A 19,714-nucleotide genomic window follows, 5' to 3' on the forward strand; every position below is an offset into this window, starting at 1 on the left:
ACCTTTCATCTATTGCAGATAAAAGGTTCTTTTTTTGCTCAAAATGACATAAATAACCAATGTGAATTAAAGAAAGGATATTCATGTTTAAAATGATTGTCTAAAAACACAAAATGTTGCAATCGTCCCATGTCGCTGATGAAAAGAGGATGCTATAGTGATCACAGTTATATGTAAGCGCTTTACGTAGAGTGATAGTGCTATGTGAAGATATACACATAGATATAGCGAAAGGGGATAAGCAATTGAAAAGAGATAAAAAGATAGCTTCATTGCTGTTAATTGTAGTCATGATGATCGGATTATTACCGATTCATCTTACACCTGCTTTGGCAGCAGACACTCATGATAACGTATTGATCCAAAATGGAGGATTTGAAAGCGACTTTTGGAATGATCAATCGTGGCAAGTGGATTCTTCAGATTGGCAATTCATCGATATTCAGCGCTATGCGTATGCGAATGATTCTTTTATTACACCATCAGAAGATACATATGCATTCAAATATTGGATAAGCGATCAATCCACTATTGATCAGCAAGTTACTGTCAGTCAAAAAGTACCTACTTTATCGGCTGGAAGTTATGAGCTGTCTGTACAGTCGATGGGTGGTGCAGGAGCAGAAGCAGGTCATGTTCTATTGTTCGCAGGCAATGAGCAAAGTAAAGAAGTGGCAACAACAGGCTATAATCAGTGGGGTACTGTAACGTTGAAATTTGTTCTGACCGAGCCAACGTCGGCTCTAAAAATCGGAGCGAAAATAACAGGTGGAGCAGGAGCATGGGGATACATTGATGCAGTGAAGTTGAAGCAGACAAGCACCGATACAGCTACCCCTGTAACAGCAGATATTTTTGTGCAAAAAGTACAGGGATTGAAATCTGATTTTATCAAAGGTGTCGATGTATCAAGTATTATTTCACTAGAACAAAGTGGAGTGCGTTTTTATAATGAACAAGGGATAGAGCAAGATATATTCACCACGTTAAAACAATCCGGCGTCAACTATGTGCGCGTCCGTATATGGAATGATCCGTATACCGCTGATGGCAAAGGATATGGTGGCGGAGATAATGATCTTACCAAAGCGATCCAAATGGGAAAACGGGCAACTGCAAATGGAATGAAATTGTTAGTCGATTTCCATTATTCTGACTTCTGGGCAGATCCGGGTAAGCAACATACCCCGAAAGCGTGGGAAAATCTATCTCTCGCAGATAAAGAGCAAGCCGTCTATACCTACACCAAAACTAGCTTGCAACAGATGATTGACGCAGGAATCGATGTAGGAATGGTGCAAGTCGGTAATGAGACCAACCAATCATTTATCGGTGAAAATAACTGGGTCAATATCAGTAAATTATTCAATCAAGGCAGTCAGGCGATTCGAGCAGTAGATCCTCATATTCTAATCGCTCTGCATTTTACCAATCCAGAGACACCGGGGCGTTATCTTTCTTATGCCAAAGCACTTTCGGAGCAAGGGGTAGACTATGATGTATTTGCTAGTTCATATTATCCGTTCTGGCATGGCACACTGAGCAATTTAACTTCGGTATTGAAGCAAGTCGCTGATACGTATGGCAAAAAAGTAATGGTTGCTGAAACGTCTTATACGTATACTGCTGAAGATGGTGACGGACATGAAAATACAGCACCTCGCAGTTCTGGCCAGACACTGGATTACCCGATCAGTGTTCAAGGGCAAGCCACATCGGTGCGTAATGTGATCAATGCGGTATCGCAAGTTGGAGATGCAGGAATCGGTGTATTTTACTGGGAGCCTGCATGGTTACCTGTAGGGCCCAAAGAAAATCTAGAACAAAATAAAAAACTGTGGGAACAATATGGATCAGGCTGGGCGTCTAGTTATGCCGCAGAATACGATCCAGATGACGCAGGAAAATGGTATGGCGGTAGTGCTGTCGATAATCAAGCATTGTTTGATTTTGCAGGTCATCCCTTACCTTCACTGAATGTATTCAAATATGTAAATACAGGAGCTGTCGCAGCACTCAAAGTCGATCAGATCCAGACTGTAAATATCACTGCTAATGCAGGTGATCCTATCACTTTACCTACGGTAGTGACCGCCACCTACAACGATGGCAGTACAGGTACATTATCGGTGAACTGGGATCAGCAAGCATTACAAGAAGCAATAAGCAAAGGTGCAGGTCAGTATACGATCACAGGCACAACAACGATCGGTGGACATGTTGCTCAAGCGATATTGGATATTCGTCGTCCGAATCTACTTCTTAATGGTGGATTTGAACAAAATGATCGCAGTATGTGGAAGATTACGTATGGTGATGGAAGTGCACCACATACTGATTTTCAGAATAAGGCTTCAGATGCCAAATCCGGTCAGTACTCGCTTCATTTCTATTCAGCCGATGGGGTGAATTTTAAAGTACAACAGACGGTACAAGGATTGAAGCCAGGTTATTATCATCTCTCGATGTCGATTCAAGGTGGCGAAGCGAATCTATCGAAGATGGCTTTGTTTGCTTCCACTGGTGGACAAGAAGTACAAGCAGAGACAGGCGTTAAAGGCTGGGTGCAATGGAATCAGCCTGAACTGAAAGAGATTAAAGTAACCGATGGAATGTTAACAGCAGGCGCTACGATTCAAGCAGGCGGCGGAGCATGGGGATCATTAGACGATTTCTACTTAACATTTGTACGCGAGTTAGACGCTACAACACCGGATAGTGGAACGACTCCAACACCTGTCCCTAATCCTGTTCCGAGTCCAGAACCAACACCGTCGCCAAGTCCAGTGCCTACACCGACCACGGGTCATTCTTCCAGTAAAGGTGGTGGCGGTTCTTCGGTAGCGACAGAGAATATTACAGCTTATGTAGACGGCGGGGCAAATAGTACATCGTTAGCTAATATGACGATCAAGCGTACTACACTAGCAGACGGCACCAAAAAAGACATTGTCAATTACGAAGCATCCCAAGCGCAAGAAACGGTGCAACAAGTAAAAGCAACCGGTAAATCAACGATCCGTCTAGTGATGCCGGATGCCAACAATGAAGTGAGCGAATTACAATTTGGCTTACCTCAAGCAACCGCTCAAATTTTAGCAGATAATCAGATCAATCTAGAAGTGTATACTCATCATGTACAATTGAGCTTACCTGTCTCTACATTGTCTACAGTGAACGAAGATCGTCAATTTACGATACGTCCTTTGCAAAAGGATAATGCAATACAAGCAGTACAAGATCGTGTACAAAAAGATAGTCTGGTACAGACTGCGATCGGCAATGGAACTGTACAGGTGATCGGTACTCCTGTACAGATCGATACGAATGTACAAGGATCAGCAGTGAATCTAGTTCTTCCTTTACCAGAGCAATCTTTGCCAGCATCGACAACAGATCGTCAGGCATTTCTAAATCTTTTAATGATCTATATCGAGCATAGCGATGGAACGAAAGAACTGATACAGCCTACCGTAGTGTCGGAAGCCAATACACCATCCGCGCTACAATTTAAGGTCAGCAAATTCAGTACATTTACGATTGTTCATCTAGAGCCTTCTCTGCCGACTAGCAAAGAAGTAGACAGTGCTCCGGTAACAGAATCGTATATGCAAGGATATCCTAACGGAACTTTCCAACCAGGTGGCAAAGTGACACGTGCAGAGTTAGCTTCTATTCTTTTCCGTCTGGGAGGAGATTCATTAGCATCATCAAGTGTATCGAATCAGATACCAACGTATACGGATGTAGTGGCTGGCAAATGGAGTACCAAAGCGATCCAAGCAGTGACCAGCGCAGGTTGGATGCAAGGGGATAGTCCGAACACATTTGCACCAGAACGTCCGATCACTAGAGCTGAAATCGCAACCGTTATCGCACGTTGGATGAAGCTTAGTGGAACAGGAGCAACTTTTGCAGATACCCAAGGGCACTGGGCGACTACAGCCATTGCTCAAGTAGAACAAGCTGGTTACATGCAAGGAATGCCAGATGGAACATTCAAGCCTAATCAGACATTAAGTCGTGCGGAAGCAGTGACTTTGTTCAATCGGATATTGAAGATAGCGCCTGTAACAGGTACAACAGTGTCAACATGGTCAGATGTTCCAGTATCTCACTGGGCATTTGCAGATATTATGGCTGCAACAGCAAAGACTCCGTAAAAACAATAAAATAAGATGATCAACAAACGTTCTGGCTCTATGCTGGAACGTTTTTTTATAAAATAGTTTTAAACTTTACTTGAAATAAAACCGTCCAGACGGTATAGTAAAGTGGGTGATAACAATGACAACTAAAAAAGAGTTAAAAAAAGACATGATTCTCAAAGCCGCTTCTCAAGTAGTGCGTGAAGAAGGCGTAGACAAATTAACGTTAGAAGCTGTAGCCAAACAAGCAGGCATTAGTAAAGGTGGACTACTGTATCATTTTCCGAACAAAGAAGAATTGATTTTGGGGATGGTGGAACGTCTGTCGAATCATTTTGTCGGAGAATTACATGAACGAGCAGAACATGATCCTGATCCAAAAGGAAAATGGACACGCGCTTATGTAGAGACTTCATTTTCAGAAGAGCAGGATGTAGATGGACTATATACAGCCCTCTCAGCCGCTCACTTTACCCATCCTAAAATGCTCAAATTACTGCAAGAAGATTACAAAGATATTCAGCATAAACTAGAGCATGATGAGCTTGATCCGGTACGTGCAACAATGGTGCGATTAGTTGTAGATGGATTGTGGTTTGCAGGTATGTTTAATTTGGCTCCACCTGATGCCAAGTTACAAAAGCAGATTATTGAAAAACTAGGAAATGATATAAAGGAGCAATCATAATGGCTTATCTTTTTTTGGCAATTTCGATTATAGGTGAATTGATTGGAACATCGATGCTCAAAGCTTCTGAAGGATTTACCAAGTTATATCCAACATTGCTGACGATTGTTGCGTTTGTGGTATCATTTTACTTTATTTCGTTAACGCTCAAAACGTTGCCACTTAATATGACGTATGCGATCTGGTCGGGTGTAGGAGCTGTAGCGACAGCATTGATCTCTGTACTGATCTGGAAAGAAAAGATCAATACAGGAAGTGTTGTAGGCATAGCGCTTATCGTTGTTGGAGTCGTGGTATTGAATCTATTCGGTGCAGGACACGGTGAAGCAAAAGGAACGACAGAAACAACAAGTTCGATCGCTCAGAAGTGAAATTCAATCAAAAAATGTGAATCTTATCTTCATCCCAAGCCAGCCTGTATCAAGGTTGGCTTTTTTGCTGTTCCTTTTTCAAAAAAGATTCTTAAATAGTGAAGTGCCTTAGATATTAAAAAGGTAGGTATCATAGAACAAACAACGAATCACTTCCTAACTATTAGGAAACACTATAGGCTTGGTGTAAATAAAGCGCTTGCATTAGTATAAATGCGAGGAGGAAATCAAATGCGGAAACGTTACATTAAGCTATTGGAGCATTTAAAACAATCGGAGCATGACTTTGTGAGTGGGAGCGAATTAGCTAATCTATTTGATGTAACGACGAGAACGATACGCAATGACATCAAAGAAATCAACGAGAATTATTTAGATAAAGCGATCATCACTGGTAACACTCGCAAAGGATACAAGCTTGTCGGAGACTTGTCGAATCTCCATCAGAATGAAGATGATTATGAAGAGCGAGCTTTCCATATTATTAAAGCATTACTGTCACAGACAGACTTTATCACCTATGAAGATTTAGCCAAAAATCTTTACTTTTCAACGCAAACGATTCGCAAAGATGTACAGAAATTATTACAGACGATTCAAGCCGAAAAGCAAAATATTGAGATCGAAGCGATTATTTTTCAAGGGATTCGGCTCAAAGGAAGCGAAGTCGAAAAGCGGATTTTGCTCAAAAAGCTGGTGACTGCGGATTGTCTCAAGCGTATGTCGTTAGATGAAGCGCTACAGTATTATTTTGGCGATTGGTTTAACGAATCAGCGATTACTTTTATCTACAATTGTATTGAAGAAGAAGTAGCTCGCTTTCAATTATTGCTCAGTTCACAAGAATTATTTTCGATCTGTGTGAATGTGCTGATCAGTCTGAAGCGTGTGGAATTGGGACAACCGATTGCAGCACAAGATATGCGACTCGATCATACAAGCTTTGAAGAATTACGCATCGCACGCTCTATCCTACATCGTCTGACACAGGAATTAAAGATTCCATTTGATGAATACGAGTATCAGTATCTAGGGTATCTGCTGATCGCGCTACAGATTCTTCCGAAAAAAAGTGAAAGTATCGAACATGAACAATCCAATGAGATTGAAGCCAAAATCAAAGCAGTAATCCAGCATGTTGGAGAGCAATACGGATTTGTCAGTTACAAAAACGAAGAACTGTTTGATCGACTACTTGCTCATATTACCAAGTCCTTATATCCACTAAAATATTACTTTCCTGTCGAAAATCCTTTTATTGCTCAAATAAAATCAGAATATACCAATGCTTATAATATCGCGGTTGTATTAGCAAAAGAATTGCAATTTTGCTTAAATATCAAAATCCCTGAAAATGAGATCGGTTATTTGACCCTCCATGTGATGGGTATTATCGAGAACTCTCAAGAAACCCGCAAACGTATCGCTATTATTTACGGTAAAAATCCGTTAGTGGGCAAGCTGTTAGAACGTAAGATCAATCTATATTTTCCGAATATCAAAATCGATAGTCTGCTCGCCAATCATGAGATTCATCTTCTACCTGAAGGGATTGAGACGATTATCACCACAAGCGAGATTGCCGAGCAACATCATCTAGATGCTCAAAATATTATTGTCGTGAGTGAAATGATTACCAGTGAAGATATGAAAAATATTTCGATTCAGTTAAATCGCGGATTATTGAAATATTACTTATCGCCAAATGATCTCTTTTTCTTAGATGAAGATCAACCTACCGATTTATTGAAAACCCTTACAGAATTAGGAGATATTCAACATTTATATACCAGTATTCTGGAACGGGAAAAAATGTCGAGTACCAATATAGGAAATTTGGTTGCTATGCCCCATCCATTTGATTGTGGAGATAACAAAAAATTACGTGTACTGGTTGCGATCAATAAGCAAAAAATACTGTGGGGCGATAAGATGGCGCAGATCATTTTTCTTTTTATCCCACCCAAAAATCAAAAGGTGAATAATACCAAATTTTTTGAAGAAATTTACGATGTGTTCAAGCAGACCAATATGACAGAGAAACTACTCAATATTACAAATTACGATGAATTTTTGGAAGTCTGGTCTTCCAAATAACCCTTAGGAGGCAATCAAATGTTAATCAATATGAGAGATTTACTAAAAGTGGCGTACGAGAATAAATTTGCAGTCGGTTCTTTTAATGTAGCGAATAGTGAGTTTGTCAAAGTAGTTATCAATGCCGCAGAAGCACAAAATTCTCCTGCTATTATGCAGATTCACCCGAATGAAATTGATCTAGTGACAGATAGTTTTGTCGCTTATGTACGTGAAGCCGCCTCCAAATCGAAAGTTCCATTTGTGATCCATCTCGATCATGGAGCAAGTATCAAAGATATTACACGCTCAATTCGTAACGGTTATACATCCGTCATGATGGATGCTTCCCATTTACCATTTGAAGAAAATATTGCAGCTACTCGTGAAGCGGTAGAATTAGCGCATCTTGTTGATGTTTCTGTAGAAGGTGAGCTAGGAACGATCGGTAGTAATGAAGGAAGCTCTGAAGGTGGAGCAGACGAGATTCTGTATACGAATCCAGATGAAGCCGCGATTTTTGTAGAACAGACAGGTATTGATACACTGGCTGTCGCTGTAGGGACTTCCCATGGTATTTATCCGCAAACCAAAGACCATTCGATCAAAATCGATCGACTCAAACAAATCCATGAAAAAGTAAAAATTCCTTTAGTGTTACATGGTGGTTCAGATAATCCAGATGAAGAAATTAGAGAAGCAGTGAAACATGGTATTGCCAAAATTAACTTGTCTACAGATATGAAGCGAGCGTTTTACAATCAATTAAGACTGACACTTGATGCGAATCCAAATGCGTATGAACCTGATTTCTTAATGCCTGAAGCGACTCAAGCGGCGACAGAATTAGTGAAGAAAAAAATGGATCTTTTCGGCTCAACAGGCAAAGCTCCACTTTACAAATTAGGAGAGCTATAAAAGGAGTGATCGATCATGAAGATTTCTAGTGTGTTACAACCGGAAAATATCATATTAGATGTCACAGCTACGACCAAAGCAGAGTTGATCGATGAATTGGCGCAAAAGTTAAACGATAACGGCTATTTGAGCGATATCCAGCAATTTAAAAAAGATATCTGGGCGCGGGAAGAACAGGTTCCTACCGAAGTGGGATTCGGGATCGCTATTCCACATGCCAAGTCTACAGGAGTCAAAGCCCCTGCGATTATTATGGGGCGATCGCTTAGCGGTATTAATTACAGTACAGAATCGTGCAATCTGTTTTTTATGATTGCGGTTGATCAACATTCTTCGTCTGAACATTTGCAGACATTATCCAAAATCTCGACGTTTTTGATGGATGAATTATTCAGAGCGAAGCTGATTCTTGCGCGTGATCGTGAAGAGATTGTACGCCTTTTTGAACAAGCAGAAGAACAAGATGCACAAGCACTGCATAGTCATAAAAAGCATGCTGGCAAAAAAATAGTCGGCGTAACCGGTTGCCCTACCGGAATCGCGCATACCTTTATGGCGGCAGAGTCACTAAAAAATGCTGCTCAAGAATTAGGCGTACAGATCAAAGTACAGACCAACGGCTCAACAGGTGTCGAAAATGAATTAACAGCAGAAGATATTGAGCAAGCAGACGGCATTGTAGTCGCCGCTGATGTGAAAGTCGATATGAGTGTATTTGGCGACCGTAAAGTGGTTCAGACATCAGTCAAAAATGGTATTCATCATGCCAAAGACTTGATCGAAGAAGCGATAGCAGGTAAAGGAGTAGCTCAGAATCAAGGTCAATCCAATCTCAAAGAAGCGAAAGAAAAAACACGCCTCAAACAGCCTAAAATCTACAGCCATATTATGAATGGTGTCTCCTTTATGATTCCATTCGTTGTCGCTGGCGGAATATTGATTGCGCTCTCATTTATGTTCGGCATTCATGCGGCTGATCCGAATAGCCCTGATTATAATGCGTTTGCTGCTTTTTTAAGTACAGCAGGTGGTAGTGCAGCTTTTGCATTAATGGTTCCTGTACTAGCAGGGTATATCGCTTATAGTATTGCAGACCGCCCGGGTCTAGCGCCCGGTATGATTGGTGGGATGCTGGCTACACTTGGCGGGTCGGGATTCCTCGGCGGGATGTTAGCAGGATTTATCGCAGGGTATAGTATTTTAGCGATCAAACGGTTAGTCAAAGGGATTCCTGATTCGTTGCAAAGTCTATCGCCGGTACTGATTTTGCCATTAGTCGGTTCGTTTGTGACCGCTCTGATTATGTATTTTGTTGTCAATACACCGATGGCATGGATCAACGTATCCTTACAAGGATGGCTTAATAGCTTAACAGGCACGAATGCGATATTGTTGGGTGCTTTACTTGCGGGTATGATGGCATCGGATATGGGTGGGCCGATTAATAAGACAGCGTCTGCTTTTGGACTGGCGATGTTTGCGAATCAGATATTTGAACCGTCCGCAGCTCTAATGGTAGGCGGAATGGTTCCACCACTTGGTATTGCGCTAGCTACTACTTTATTTAAAAATAAATTTTCGATTGAAGAACGTAATGCAGGTAAAGCCGCTTATGTAATGGGCGCATCCTTTATTACTGAAGCCGCGATTCCTTTTGCCGCTAATGATCCTTTACGAATTATTCCAGCCAATATTATAGGTGCAGCAATCGGTGGCGGAATGTGTATGGCGCTAGGTATTTCTCTTCAAGCTCCGCATGGAGGTATCTTCGTTATTCCGATAGCGGCAAGTAATCCATTGCTTTATATTATGTGTATTGCTGTTGGATCTATCGTTACTGCTTGCATTATTGGTTTTTTGAAAAAGCCGATGTATATTGCTACTAATCAAACGAAAGAACAAGTTGATTCTAAGCCAGTAGCTTCAACGATTAAATCTGCTTCATAAGAGATAGAGACACATCTAATTCCAAGAGTAGAATCTTTTACATCCACGTAAAAGGTTCTACTCTTTTGGTCTATATATAGCTCAATGTATTTCCGAATACATTGTATACCTAATTAAATTTCTAAAACTATTGACAGCATTCTAAAAATTACATAGAATAAGTTTGTTCATTACTCTGTACAGAGTAATCTATACAAAGTATATTTTCGGGGGAAAGACATCTATTGAGCAGAAATAAGCGACATGATCTATGTCTTTTATAACAAAATGAACGTATAGCGAAAGGATGAAAGCTATTGTCTTTACAAATTTTTATTTTAGGACGACTTCATGAACAGGATTACCACCCGTACGATATCAAAAAAAGTATCAACAATGCTGGTGAAAATCTAGTTCGCGTAACAGATGGTAATCTATATTACAATTTCGAAGCCCTACAGAAAAAAGGATATGTTCAAAAAGTAAATACGGTTCAAAATGACAACCGTCCTGAAAAAACCAATTACGCAATAACCGAAAAAGGCAAACAAGCGCTGAAAGATATGATTTACAAAAATTTTAAAAATGCTGACGATGTGCGGTCTTTATTTGCTTCGTTGTTATTTGTACATTTAGTCGATATCAATAAGCTTATTTATTCTACACTCGAAGTGATTGAGAAAATCGAAAAAGAGCTGGCGTACTTAGAAGCTAACGTCGATCATCCGTTGCCAGAATACATTTCCCCAGAGCAACAAGAAATGGCGTTATTTATGAGAGATTACAAATCCGAAAAGCAAAAAATCGAACTGAAATCTTTCAAAACGTTACTTTCATTATTAGAACAACAACAGTCTTGATCGTGTGTATGATGTAGCACAAAAGGTTCATGTAATAGCTGTAGATTATTCAAAACTTGTAGACTGCTGAGGTGGAGTTTGTGAAGAAAAAGATTATTTTAATCATTTTATTGGTGCTATTGGTAGTGAGCGGTGGAGCGCTCGGTTATTACTACTGGTATCAAGGAAGCCATTTTGTCAAAACAGATGATGCACGTATCAGTGCAGATCAGTATAAAGTGATGCCTCAGCTAACTGCTCGTTTAGATCATATTGATGTAGAAGAAGGCGATATTCTCAAAAAGAACGAACCGATCGCTGAACAAGATGTCTCCGGTCTAGAAGCTAGTGATATTAGCAAATCCGTTGTACGTGCGCCGATTGATGGCACAGTACTTAAAGTACAATCCAAAGAACGTGAAATGGGATCACCCAGTGCGGCAATAGCGATTATGGCTGATATGAAAAATCTATATGTATCTGCAAATATCGAGGAAACAGATATTAATCGTATTAAGCTAGGAGCACGGGTAGATATCACACTTGATGCTATCGAAGGTGAAAGTATTCAAGGAAAAGTTCGCAAAATCGGACAAGCTTCCAATTCTGTATTTTCTGCGATTCCTGCTACCAATACCAGCGGTAACTTTAACAAAGTCACCCAACGGATTCCGATTGAAATTGCATTAAATGTACCGGATGGACTGACTTTGATTCCCGGTACAAATGTTGAAATAAAAATCTATACACAGTAAAAGGAGGAGTCCATATGGCTGCTAATGAAATCGCTGTTGCTCCTTCTCTGGATACCTCTTCCAAAGAACGCTGGCTTGCTTTTTTCGCTATTGTTCTTGGTGCTTTTATTGCTGTACTGAATAACAGTCTGATCAACGTAGCGATTCCGCAATTAACGACCGATCTGGGCTCAACCACAACTCGGATTCAATGGGTGATTACCGGTTATACACTAGCTTCAGGTATTATTGTGCCGATAACCGGATTTATGGAGCGCAAAGTAGGCTACAAAAAGTTCCTGCTTGGTGCTTTGGCATTGTTTACACTGGGCACAGCCTTTTGTATTTTTGCTTGGAATGATATGTCGCTGATTATTGCTCGTATTATTGCAGGTCTGGGTGGCGGGGTTATTATTCCACTCAGTATGACGATTATTTATAAAATTATTCCACGCGAGCAAGTCGGGATGGCGATCGGAATTTGGGGTATTTCGGCAATGGCGGCGCCTGCTATCGGCCCTACACTAAGTGGATATTTAATCGAATGGTTTAACTGGCGTTTTCTGTTTATCGCCTGTGTACCAATTGCATTATTCGCTATTCTTATGGTGATGTTATTGATCAAAGAACCACCCAAAAGTGAACCGATTAAATTTGATATTTTAGGATTTATACTGGCAGGCACATGTGCAGGTACATTATTGTATGCTCTATCAAATGGTTCATCAAAAGGATGGACATCTTTTGAAATTGTTGGCTTGCTATTTATCTCTGTCTGGTCATTGATCTTTTTGATCTTTGTCGAATCCGGTAAAGACAATGCGGTTATCGACGTCTCTTTATTTAAAAATTATAAATTTACGATCAGTGTGATTACATCTAGCTTTGTCATGATGGGGATGTATGGAGGTACATTTTTGGCGCCAGTATTTTTGCAAAGTGTGCAGTCTTACTCGGCGATCGATACAGGCTTAATTTTACTTCCTCAAGCACTGGCGATGGCGATAGTAATGCCATTTGCAGGGAAGCTACTGGATAAGATAGGTATTGTACCCATAGGTCTGGTGGGCTTGACGTTAACCAGTCTGATGACATTCCATATGTATAGCCTGTCTCCTCAGACTTCTCGTACATGGTTCGAAACGGTCACTGTTCTACGTGGTATCGGAATCGGCATGTGTCTAATGCCGTTGTCTACAGTAGGTATGAATGCTGTTGCACCAGAAAAAGTAGCTAATGCTTCAGCGGCATCCAATCTGATTCGGACTATTGCCGGTTCGATTGCAATTGCGATTTTAACGTTTATTATGCAAAATCGAACCGCTTTACATGGTCAGCATATTGCAGAATCGATTACGACAGATGGTGCACAGACGCTACAATCGACACTCGGTAGTTCATGGGTATCTTCGTTAACCGGGATGATTTCACTGGATGCGTACTCGCGCGGAATAGCAGATACATTTGTGATCTCGTCGATTCCGCTATTTTGCTCGATTCCATTGATTTTATTATTTATAAGCAGACGCAAACCAAAAGAACCTAAAGAAGAAATCATTTTAGCCAAAGCATAAGGTGAGAAAAGATAAATGTATTCAGGAACGTTCTATAGAAAGGAAAGAAGCGATGAAAATTAAAAAGTGGGAAGTTACAGCCGCCGCCTTATTAGTAAGTAGTATGATGTTAGCGGGTTGTTCCAGTGGTGAACCTGTTCAGAATATGAATGTTACTGTCAAAGTGAGTCAGGCACAAAAAGGTATGATCGGACAAGGTGAAATCTATACAGGAACGGTAACGCCATCAGCAACAGTCAATATTATGCCCAAAATATCCGGTAAAGTGTCTGCAATCTCTGTCGATATTGGAACAGAAGTGAAAAAAGGTCAGGTCTTATTCAAATTAGAGGACGACGATCTTCGTAACAATCTCCAAATTGCCCAATCGAATGTGGAAGCGGCGGCGGCAGGGGTGACTACTGCTAAAGATTCACGTGAATCCGGTATGGTGTCTGCCAATTCAGGCGTAGTGAGTTCAAAAGGTGGCGTCATTTCGTCCAAAAGCGCAATCGATCAAGCGACAGGCGGTATCAATCAAGCACAAGCAGGGGTAAACCAAGCTCAGACCGCACTAAAACAAGCGCAAACCGCTGTTTCTACAGCAACGAATACAATCAGACAAACGCAAGAGAACGTAACCAATGCACAAAAAACAGCATCACGTACTCAATCATTATTCAATAACGGTCTAGCTACACAAGCAGAATTAGAACAGGTAACCGCGGCTGTAGTCACTGCGCAAACGGCTTATCAGAATGCTGTTAATACCAAAGCTAATGCCGAAGAACAACTGGTCGCTGCTCAGAACTCATTAGGTACTGCGCAAAAAGGATTATCGACTGCTCAGAGTGCATATGAAAATGCTACCAGCAGTTATGAGAATGCCAATAGCGGTTACAGTAATGCGCAACGTCAACTGGATGTCGCTCAAAGTACAGCAGGTATCTCGGCAAGCGAGCAAAAAGTAGCGCAAGCCCGATTAAATGTAAATATCGCTCAAGATAACCTCAAAAATGCTGTAGTGACTTCACCGATTAATGGCATCATTACAACTAAAAATGCAGAAACAGGTGAAATGGTCGCTCCTTCTGCGCCTTCGTTAGTGATTGCGAATCTCAGTACTGTGAATATGTTAATTTATGTACCCGCCGATCAGATCAATAATATCCAAGCAGGAGATCGTGTACAGGTACGTGTAGCTTCATCGAACATTTTGACAACAGGTAAAGTAAAAAATATTAATTCTATTGATAGTAGCGGCAATGGTTATCCGGTTCAAGTGGCTGTATCCAACGCAGATAATAAGCTCAAACCGGGGATGTTAGCCGATGTAAGCTTTATCGGTAAAGATGCTAAAGAAGGCATTATTGTGCCTACCAAAGCGATTCAAAAAGACGGTAACACTTCTTATGTCTATGTAGCTGTCAATAACAAAGCGATTCGTAAAGAAGTAAAAGTAGGCAGTGAAATGGGCTCTCAAACGTTGATTACCAGTGGATTGAAAGATGGCGACAAAGTGATCCAGAACAATATTGCGTTACTTAGTGATCAGAGCACTGTTACAGTCAGTGGAGATTAAATTGTTCAGTGTACTACATTCATTTATACTAAAAACCGTTCTATGATTTTGTAGAGCGGTTTTTTTGTCGTGTAAGTACATGAAGTATATTCGAGGAAGTGGCTTATATTTGTATTTCATTCTCTTTTCTAATAAGTGTACATTAGAGATATGATATGAAGGAGTTTATGTCTATATATAAGATAATTTATATGTCAACGACTCCACTTAAACACCAAGGACGGTGAGAAAATATGGTTAATGTCAATGATCTACGTGTAGTACGCACACAAAGTTGGTTACGAGAAGCATTGATTAAGCTAATCGAACAAGTAGGATTCGATGCCATAACGGTACAAAATCTGACCCGAGAAGCAGGGATTAATCGGGCAACCTTTTACCAGCATTATCGGGATAAATACGATCTATTAGATCAAAGTATGACGGATATGCTCACTTCACTCCAAGATGAAGTCAAAGTAAATGATATGAAAAAAGTAAACTTAGATATTCACTCGTTAGAAGCGTTATTTTTGCGCGTGCTTACGATTATTTCTCGTTATCAGCCTTATTTTAAAGTGATGCTTGGTGATAAAGGGTTACCTTCTTTTCAATCTCAACTTATCCAGCTTATCAAAAACAATCTCAATGAAGTGATCGGACAACATTTCTCTGCCGATCCTCAGCAACAGATCACTCAAGATATAGCGATTACGTATGTGGCGACAGCCAATGTAGGATTGATTACGCAATGGTTAACAGGGATGATGCCTTACTCAGCAGAATTTATGGCTACTCAAATGGCTCATTTGTTTGTAAAAGGGCCTTTGCAGACATTACAAAAAAATTCGATCTGATCATTTTGCAAACAGCAGTCACTTCTATAGATGAAGTGGCTTTTTTTGTGCTGTTTATCGTCATTATTTTCAGTATTGTGCGTAATCCAAGAGATAGCCATCACTCTACGAAATAGTGTAGGTTAAGCAACGATTCTGGCTTTATTGTTTGTTGAATATGACTGTGAGATTGTTACAATTTAACCAACAACATGTTGTTTATATCAGATATTGAGGAAAGGTAGGTCATACAAGATGGACACTTCCAATATCAAAAATCTGTTGATCATTATTTCGACATCGATTACTTTGTCAGTCCTATTATTGATTCATGTAGGATGGGGAATAGGTGCAGAATATACATTGGTGACTATAATAGCTCTAATCGGATGGTTAACTTATTCGTATCGTTCTGCACCTCGTATCGATTCACTATTGCCTGTCTATATCATCTGTATTGTATTGTTGATTGCACTGAATACTTTTCGTTATACATCTAACTATACAAGCTTTATAGCTATCCATTATGCAACCAGATTTGCTCATGATTTTGTAATGAATCATACGAATTGGTTTGTCTGGATGGTTAGCTTACCAATCGTTATTTTGTTATTAGGTGGTTACTTTTTGAGCAAAGGGTATAGAGTAGGAGCATTTTTTGCCTGGTGGGGATATGCTTATGTCGCTATCGAATCTATTATTCAACTGCTCGTGGAATTAGGGAATTATTCGTTATATACGCATTATTATTTCGGCGGAGTCTGGGTAGCGATGTTGTTATTTTATCTAGGTGGTACAGGGATTCTCAAGCTGATTCGACCACAAGATCAAGAAATACTGCACGAACCAATACAGCCGTTAAGTCGACGTAAAAAAAATCTATGGACGATCTTAATCGTAACTTGTATTGCGATCTATGGAATGACTTTTTATGCTCAAACCGGTAGCTTATTACCTGTTGGTGTGATTATCGGTTCTATGATGGGTGGATTGGTCTGCTGGCGCAAAACAACGTCGTATGTACCAGCTGATCCGTATACCGTAGTGCCGCTGTATTTATTGGTACAAGCGCTTTTTTATATTCATGTGGGCGAAGAAGTATTGACTCATTTTAATAAAGGCATAGCTTCGATCACCGGACAGACATGGACGGATCGAGATTTTGATTATCTTATTACTTTGATTGGGCCATTCTTCTGGGTATTAGGGGCATACAGTCTGTGGAAAAGACAAGCGTTTGGCAATTTTATTTTGTGGTTTATGATCGTCGGTATGATTTTGGGAGAACCTACTCATTTGCTTGTATTTCCTATCGTACGGATGGTGCAAGAAGGTGTAGGGTACGAATATTTTTCAGGTATGTATACCGCGCTATTTCCTATGATTCCTGCGATTCTAAGTCTGATTGTAATTGTAAAAGATTATCGCAAGCAAAAAGAGGTGATGTCCCATGATTAGAATCATCATCGTCCTTATAGTAGGATGGTTGTTGCCAGCAGGTATTGTAGAGGCACATGGATTTGGTGGCAGTGGTTTTTTGCATCCATTAACAGGAGTAGATCATCTGGTCGCTATGCTGGCTGTCGGTGTATGGAGCGCACAGATTGGGGGGAAAGCGATCTATATCGTACCTTCTTGCTTCGTGTTGATGATGATGTTAGGTAGAGTAATTGGATTAGAAGGATGGTTATGGGTACATCTGGAGATATATATTGCTTGCTCGGTATGTTTGCTAGGCTTAGCGATTGTGTGGAATCGCCAACAATCGATATGGATTGCAAGTTGTGGAGTCGCTCTTTTCGGATTTGCACATGGATACGCACATGGACTTGAACTTCCTCAATTGCTTAGTCCAGCCGTATATATTACCGGATTCTTAATCACAACAATCGGCTTGCATGTGATCGGAGCTGTCGGAGGTTTGCTTATTTTGGAAGAACCCAGAGGGGCTATACGATTAAGAATGATAGGTGTGGTGATTTTAATCGTAGGACTGAAACTGATTTTCTTTTGAAAAAAATCGAAAATATTTTAAAGAACAGACACTGTATTTAAAGGGGTTGGTATAGTATCTATTAATATTAAATAAATATAACAAAACTAAATATACGGAGGTTAAATGAAAACAAAATGGTATTTGCGACCAATGGTTATTGTTGTATTATCGATTGTAGCTCCGCCAATAGGATATCTAAATATATTTCTTAATAAAAAGAATATTGATGTTAGAGAATAGGTAGGCTATCTAGCGATATCTACAATATTTACAGCTTTATGGATGACCAAATTTTTTCCTCATGAGATACGAATACTAGCTATTCTAATTGTAGTCATTTTGGGAATGTATTTGCTAAGTAAGAAATGACCGTAACTATAATAGGCACATCAATGGAGGTATATTTTGAAACCAAATTATATAGATCTAGGGTTAAGTTATCCGTTGAGTAACCAGTTGAGAGCAGAAATCGAACGTCAATTGGAAAAGGATTTGAAATTTTATCGTATCGAAAAAGATGTTTATCAATTTGATTGGTCAGATAGTTGTATAGAAGGAAACGTAACTGTTTATATGGATGAACCATTAGAAAATTTTTCGAGTATTGCTGTGTTTGATGAGAATGATTGCATAATTGCAGAGGGTTGGATGGATTTTATTCATGAAGAAAATGTTCTTATTATATATTGGAGTTTTCTTGATAGTTATACAAATGAACAGACTAAAAGCTTGAAGTCTAAAAAAGGGATACCTTTACATATTTTCAACCAGATTCCTGATCAGTTTAAAGATAAATATAAACAAGAATTGATTAATCCTATCGATATACAGTAAGAATAAGATCAAAATTAATAATTTTTAAAAAATTCTGATATGTATAGGGTTACATGGTAACAATCATTTCCATTGACAACGTATAGAAGCTCCTATAAAATTCAACCTAATTGATAACGGTTATCAATTAAATATTGTGAATATAGCTGTTGTTGAACCGATTGAACATACATAGAGATACATATGTCAATCCTTTCACAGAGAGAAATCAACTTATAAAGGGGTTACGTATGAAAAAGTGGATAGGGTTAACACTCGGAATTTGTATGATCTGGATACTGAGTGCTTGTGGATCAACGCCAGCAGTGACTGAAGCAACCAGTACAACGGAAGCTACAGAGAACAAAAAGATTGCTTCGATTTCTATTTTTCTGACAGGTGATCTGATGGCATTGGGTATCAAGCCTGCGGCAACGACTACAAGCGATTATTTGCCGATTACAGGAGAGCAATATAAAGGCATACAGTATTTAGGATTTACCAAAGAACCGGATATGGAAGCATTAATTGGATTACAACCGGACGAGATTTTTATAGATGCTGAATTTGCAGATAAGCTAGGATTGGATAAATTTGAGCAGATTGCTACCACGCATGTGATTAATTTAGATGAAGGAAAATGGCAAGATCATTTACGTGCTATCGCCCAAATCGTAGATCGCACAGAAAATGCAGAATCATTTATTACAGCGTATGATGCCAAAGCCAAAGAAGTATCTGCATTATTTCAAAAAGAAATCGGCGATGGCAAAGTATTAGCGATGCGCGTATCAGCTAAAGGATTTCGTATCTATGGTATGGAACGCCCACTTGGCCCTATTTTGTTCGATGACTTGAAATTAAATCCTTCTCCAGACGTCACAAAAATCGATAAGAACTGGGAAAATATCTCTAAAGAAATTCTACCTGATCTGGATGCAGACGCTATTTTTGTATTAGTATCTTCTGTAGATGAAGGCAGTGATCAAGTATTTGAAAAGCTACAATCCGACCCGATCTGGTTAGGGCTCAAAGCTGTAAAAAATCAAAAAGTATATAAGATCACAGAGCAACCGTGGTTAGACTATTCAGCTTCAGGTAATTTACAGGCGTTAGAACAATTAGAGCAGATACTAAGTGAGAAATAATTTATCTTTTAACCAGATAACAGATTTACAATAAGCAGACATCAATCATCAGTCATGTAAGAGCAGCTATACAATTAATACATTATCTATACGCATAAAAGCCTTCG

15 protein-coding genes are annotated in these 19,714 nt (G+C 39.7%); all 15 read left to right on the top strand.

Features of this window, described 5'->3' with window-relative positions; all coding sequences use genetic code 11:
* Nucleotides 1–290: 290 nt before the first annotated feature.
* Nucleotides 291–4,163, top strand: a complete 3,873-nt coding sequence (locus ACFSGI_RS19095; RefSeq protein WP_204826297.1) for a glycosyl hydrolase 53 family protein — start codon at nucleotides 291–293, stop codon at nucleotides 4,161–4,163.
* A gap of 124 nt (nucleotides 4,164–4,287) precedes the next feature.
* Entirely contained in the window at nucleotides 4,288–4,836 is a 549-nt protein-coding gene (locus tag ACFSGI_RS19100) for a TetR/AcrR family transcriptional regulator (RefSeq protein WP_204825804.1), read from the top strand.
* Nucleotides 4,836–5,207: a DMT family transporter gene (locus tag ACFSGI_RS19105; RefSeq protein ID WP_204825805.1), complete on the top strand. Its 372-nt coding sequence runs from the start codon at nucleotides 4,836–4,838 to the stop codon at nucleotides 5,205–5,207. The genes ACFSGI_RS19100 and ACFSGI_RS19105 overlap by 1 nt, the downstream gene beginning before the upstream one ends.
* A gap of 231 nt (nucleotides 5,208–5,438) precedes the next feature.
* Nucleotides 5,439–7,304, top strand: coding sequence for a BglG family transcription antiterminator (locus tag ACFSGI_RS19110; protein ID WP_204825806.1), 1,866 nt, complete (start codon nucleotides 5,439–5,441; stop codon nucleotides 7,302–7,304).
* An 18-nt stretch (nucleotides 7,305–7,322) separates the two neighbouring features.
* Nucleotides 7,323–8,201 carry a ketose-bisphosphate aldolase gene (locus tag ACFSGI_RS19115; RefSeq protein WP_204825807.1) on the top strand — a complete coding sequence of 293 codons (879 nt, stop codon included), beginning with the start codon at nucleotides 7,323–7,325 and terminating at the stop codon, nucleotides 8,199–8,201.
* A gap of 15 nt (nucleotides 8,202–8,216) precedes the next feature.
* Nucleotides 8,217–10,148: a PTS fructose transporter subunit IIABC gene (locus tag ACFSGI_RS19120; protein WP_204825808.1), complete on the top strand. Its 1,932-nt coding sequence runs from the start codon at nucleotides 8,217–8,219 to the stop codon at nucleotides 10,146–10,148.
* 296 nt (nucleotides 10,149–10,444) lie between these two features.
* Nucleotides 10,445–10,987, top strand: coding sequence for a PadR family transcriptional regulator (locus tag ACFSGI_RS19125; RefSeq protein ID WP_204825809.1), 543 nt, complete (start codon nucleotides 10,445–10,447; stop codon nucleotides 10,985–10,987).
* Nucleotides 10,988–11,067: 80 nt separating this feature from the next.
* A complete protein-coding gene (locus ACFSGI_RS19130; protein WP_204825810.1) occupies nucleotides 11,068–11,721 on the top strand; it encodes an HlyD family secretion protein in 654 nt (217 codons plus the stop codon).
* Between the two features lie 14 nt (nucleotides 11,722–11,735).
* Nucleotides 11,736–13,274 (top strand): DHA2 family efflux MFS transporter permease subunit, encoded by a 1,539-nt coding sequence (locus tag ACFSGI_RS19135; RefSeq protein WP_204825811.1) that lies wholly within the window; start codon nucleotides 11,736–11,738, stop codon nucleotides 13,272–13,274.
* Between the two features lie 52 nt (nucleotides 13,275–13,326).
* On the top strand, nucleotides 13,327–14,835 hold the full coding sequence (locus tag ACFSGI_RS19140; RefSeq protein WP_204825812.1) for an efflux RND transporter periplasmic adaptor subunit: 1,509 nt from the start codon (nucleotides 13,327–13,329) through the stop codon (nucleotides 14,833–14,835).
* A gap of 233 nt (nucleotides 14,836–15,068) precedes the next feature.
* The gene (locus tag ACFSGI_RS19145) at nucleotides 15,069–15,671 is read left to right on the top strand and encodes a TetR/AcrR family transcriptional regulator (protein WP_204825813.1); all 603 of its coding nucleotides are present in this window, start codon (nucleotides 15,069–15,071) and stop codon (nucleotides 15,669–15,671) included.
* 234 nt (nucleotides 15,672–15,905) lie between these two features.
* Nucleotides 15,906–17,108: a hypothetical protein gene (locus ACFSGI_RS19150; protein ID WP_204825814.1), complete on the top strand. Its 1,203-nt coding sequence runs from the start codon at nucleotides 15,906–15,908 to the stop codon at nucleotides 17,106–17,108.
* The gene (locus tag ACFSGI_RS19155) at nucleotides 17,101–17,664 is read left to right on the top strand and encodes a HupE/UreJ family protein (protein WP_204825815.1); all 564 of its coding nucleotides are present in this window, start codon (nucleotides 17,101–17,103) and stop codon (nucleotides 17,662–17,664) included. The genes ACFSGI_RS19150 and ACFSGI_RS19155 overlap by 8 nt, the downstream gene beginning before the upstream one ends.
* A gap of 387 nt (nucleotides 17,665–18,051) precedes the next feature.
* Nucleotides 18,052–18,480 carry a hypothetical protein gene (locus ACFSGI_RS19160; RefSeq protein ID WP_204825816.1) on the top strand — a complete coding sequence of 143 codons (429 nt, stop codon included), beginning with the start codon at nucleotides 18,052–18,054 and terminating at the stop codon, nucleotides 18,478–18,480.
* Between the two features lie 230 nt (nucleotides 18,481–18,710).
* On the top strand, nucleotides 18,711–19,607 hold the full coding sequence (locus tag ACFSGI_RS19165; RefSeq protein ID WP_204825817.1) for an ABC transporter substrate-binding protein: 897 nt from the start codon (nucleotides 18,711–18,713) through the stop codon (nucleotides 19,605–19,607).
* Nucleotides 19,608–19,714 lie beyond the last annotated feature (107 nt).

The sequence above is a fragment of the Paenibacillus nicotianae genome, assembly GCF_042681745.1.
GTDB classification, from domain to species: Bacteria; Bacillota; Bacilli; order Paenibacillales; family Paenibacillaceae; genus Saccharibacillus; species Saccharibacillus nicotianae.

Bases quoted from the DNA above. Each gene is read 5' to 3' on its own strand.
- ACFSGI_RS19095 (WP_204826297.1), top strand. From the start codon at position 291: ATGATGATCGGATTATTACCGATTCATCTTACACCTGCTTTGGCAGCA.
- ACFSGI_RS19100 (WP_204825804.1), top strand. From the start codon at position 4,288: ATGACAACTAAAAAAGAGTTAAAAAAAGACATGATTCTCAAAGCCGCT.
- ACFSGI_RS19105 (WP_204825805.1), top strand. From the start codon at position 4,836: ATGGCTTATCTTTTTTTGGCAATTTCGATTATAGGTGAATTGATTGGA.
- ACFSGI_RS19110 (WP_204825806.1), top strand. From the start codon at position 5,439: ATGCGGAAACGTTACATTAAGCTATTGGAGCATTTAAAACAATCGGAG.
- ACFSGI_RS19115 (WP_204825807.1), top strand. From the start codon at position 7,323: ATGTTAATCAATATGAGAGATTTACTAAAAGTGGCGTACGAGAATAAA.
- ACFSGI_RS19120 (WP_204825808.1), top strand. From the start codon at position 8,217: ATGAAGATTTCTAGTGTGTTACAACCGGAAAATATCATATTAGATGTC.
- ACFSGI_RS19135 (WP_204825811.1), top strand. From the start codon at position 11,736: ATGGCTGCTAATGAAATCGCTGTTGCTCCTTCTCTGGATACCTCTTCC.
- ACFSGI_RS19140 (WP_204825812.1), top strand. From the start codon at position 13,327: ATGAAAATTAAAAAGTGGGAAGTTACAGCCGCCGCCTTATTAGTAAGT.
- ACFSGI_RS19145 (WP_204825813.1), top strand. From the start codon at position 15,069: ATGGTTAATGTCAATGATCTACGTGTAGTACGCACACAAAGTTGGTTA.
- ACFSGI_RS19150 (WP_204825814.1), top strand. From the start codon at position 15,906: ATGGACACTTCCAATATCAAAAATCTGTTGATCATTATTTCGACATCG.
- ACFSGI_RS19155 (WP_204825815.1), top strand. From the start codon at position 17,101: ATGATTAGAATCATCATCGTCCTTATAGTAGGATGGTTGTTGCCAGCA.
- ACFSGI_RS19165 (WP_204825817.1), top strand. From the start codon at position 18,711: ATGAAAAAGTGGATAGGGTTAACACTCGGAATTTGTATGATCTGGATA.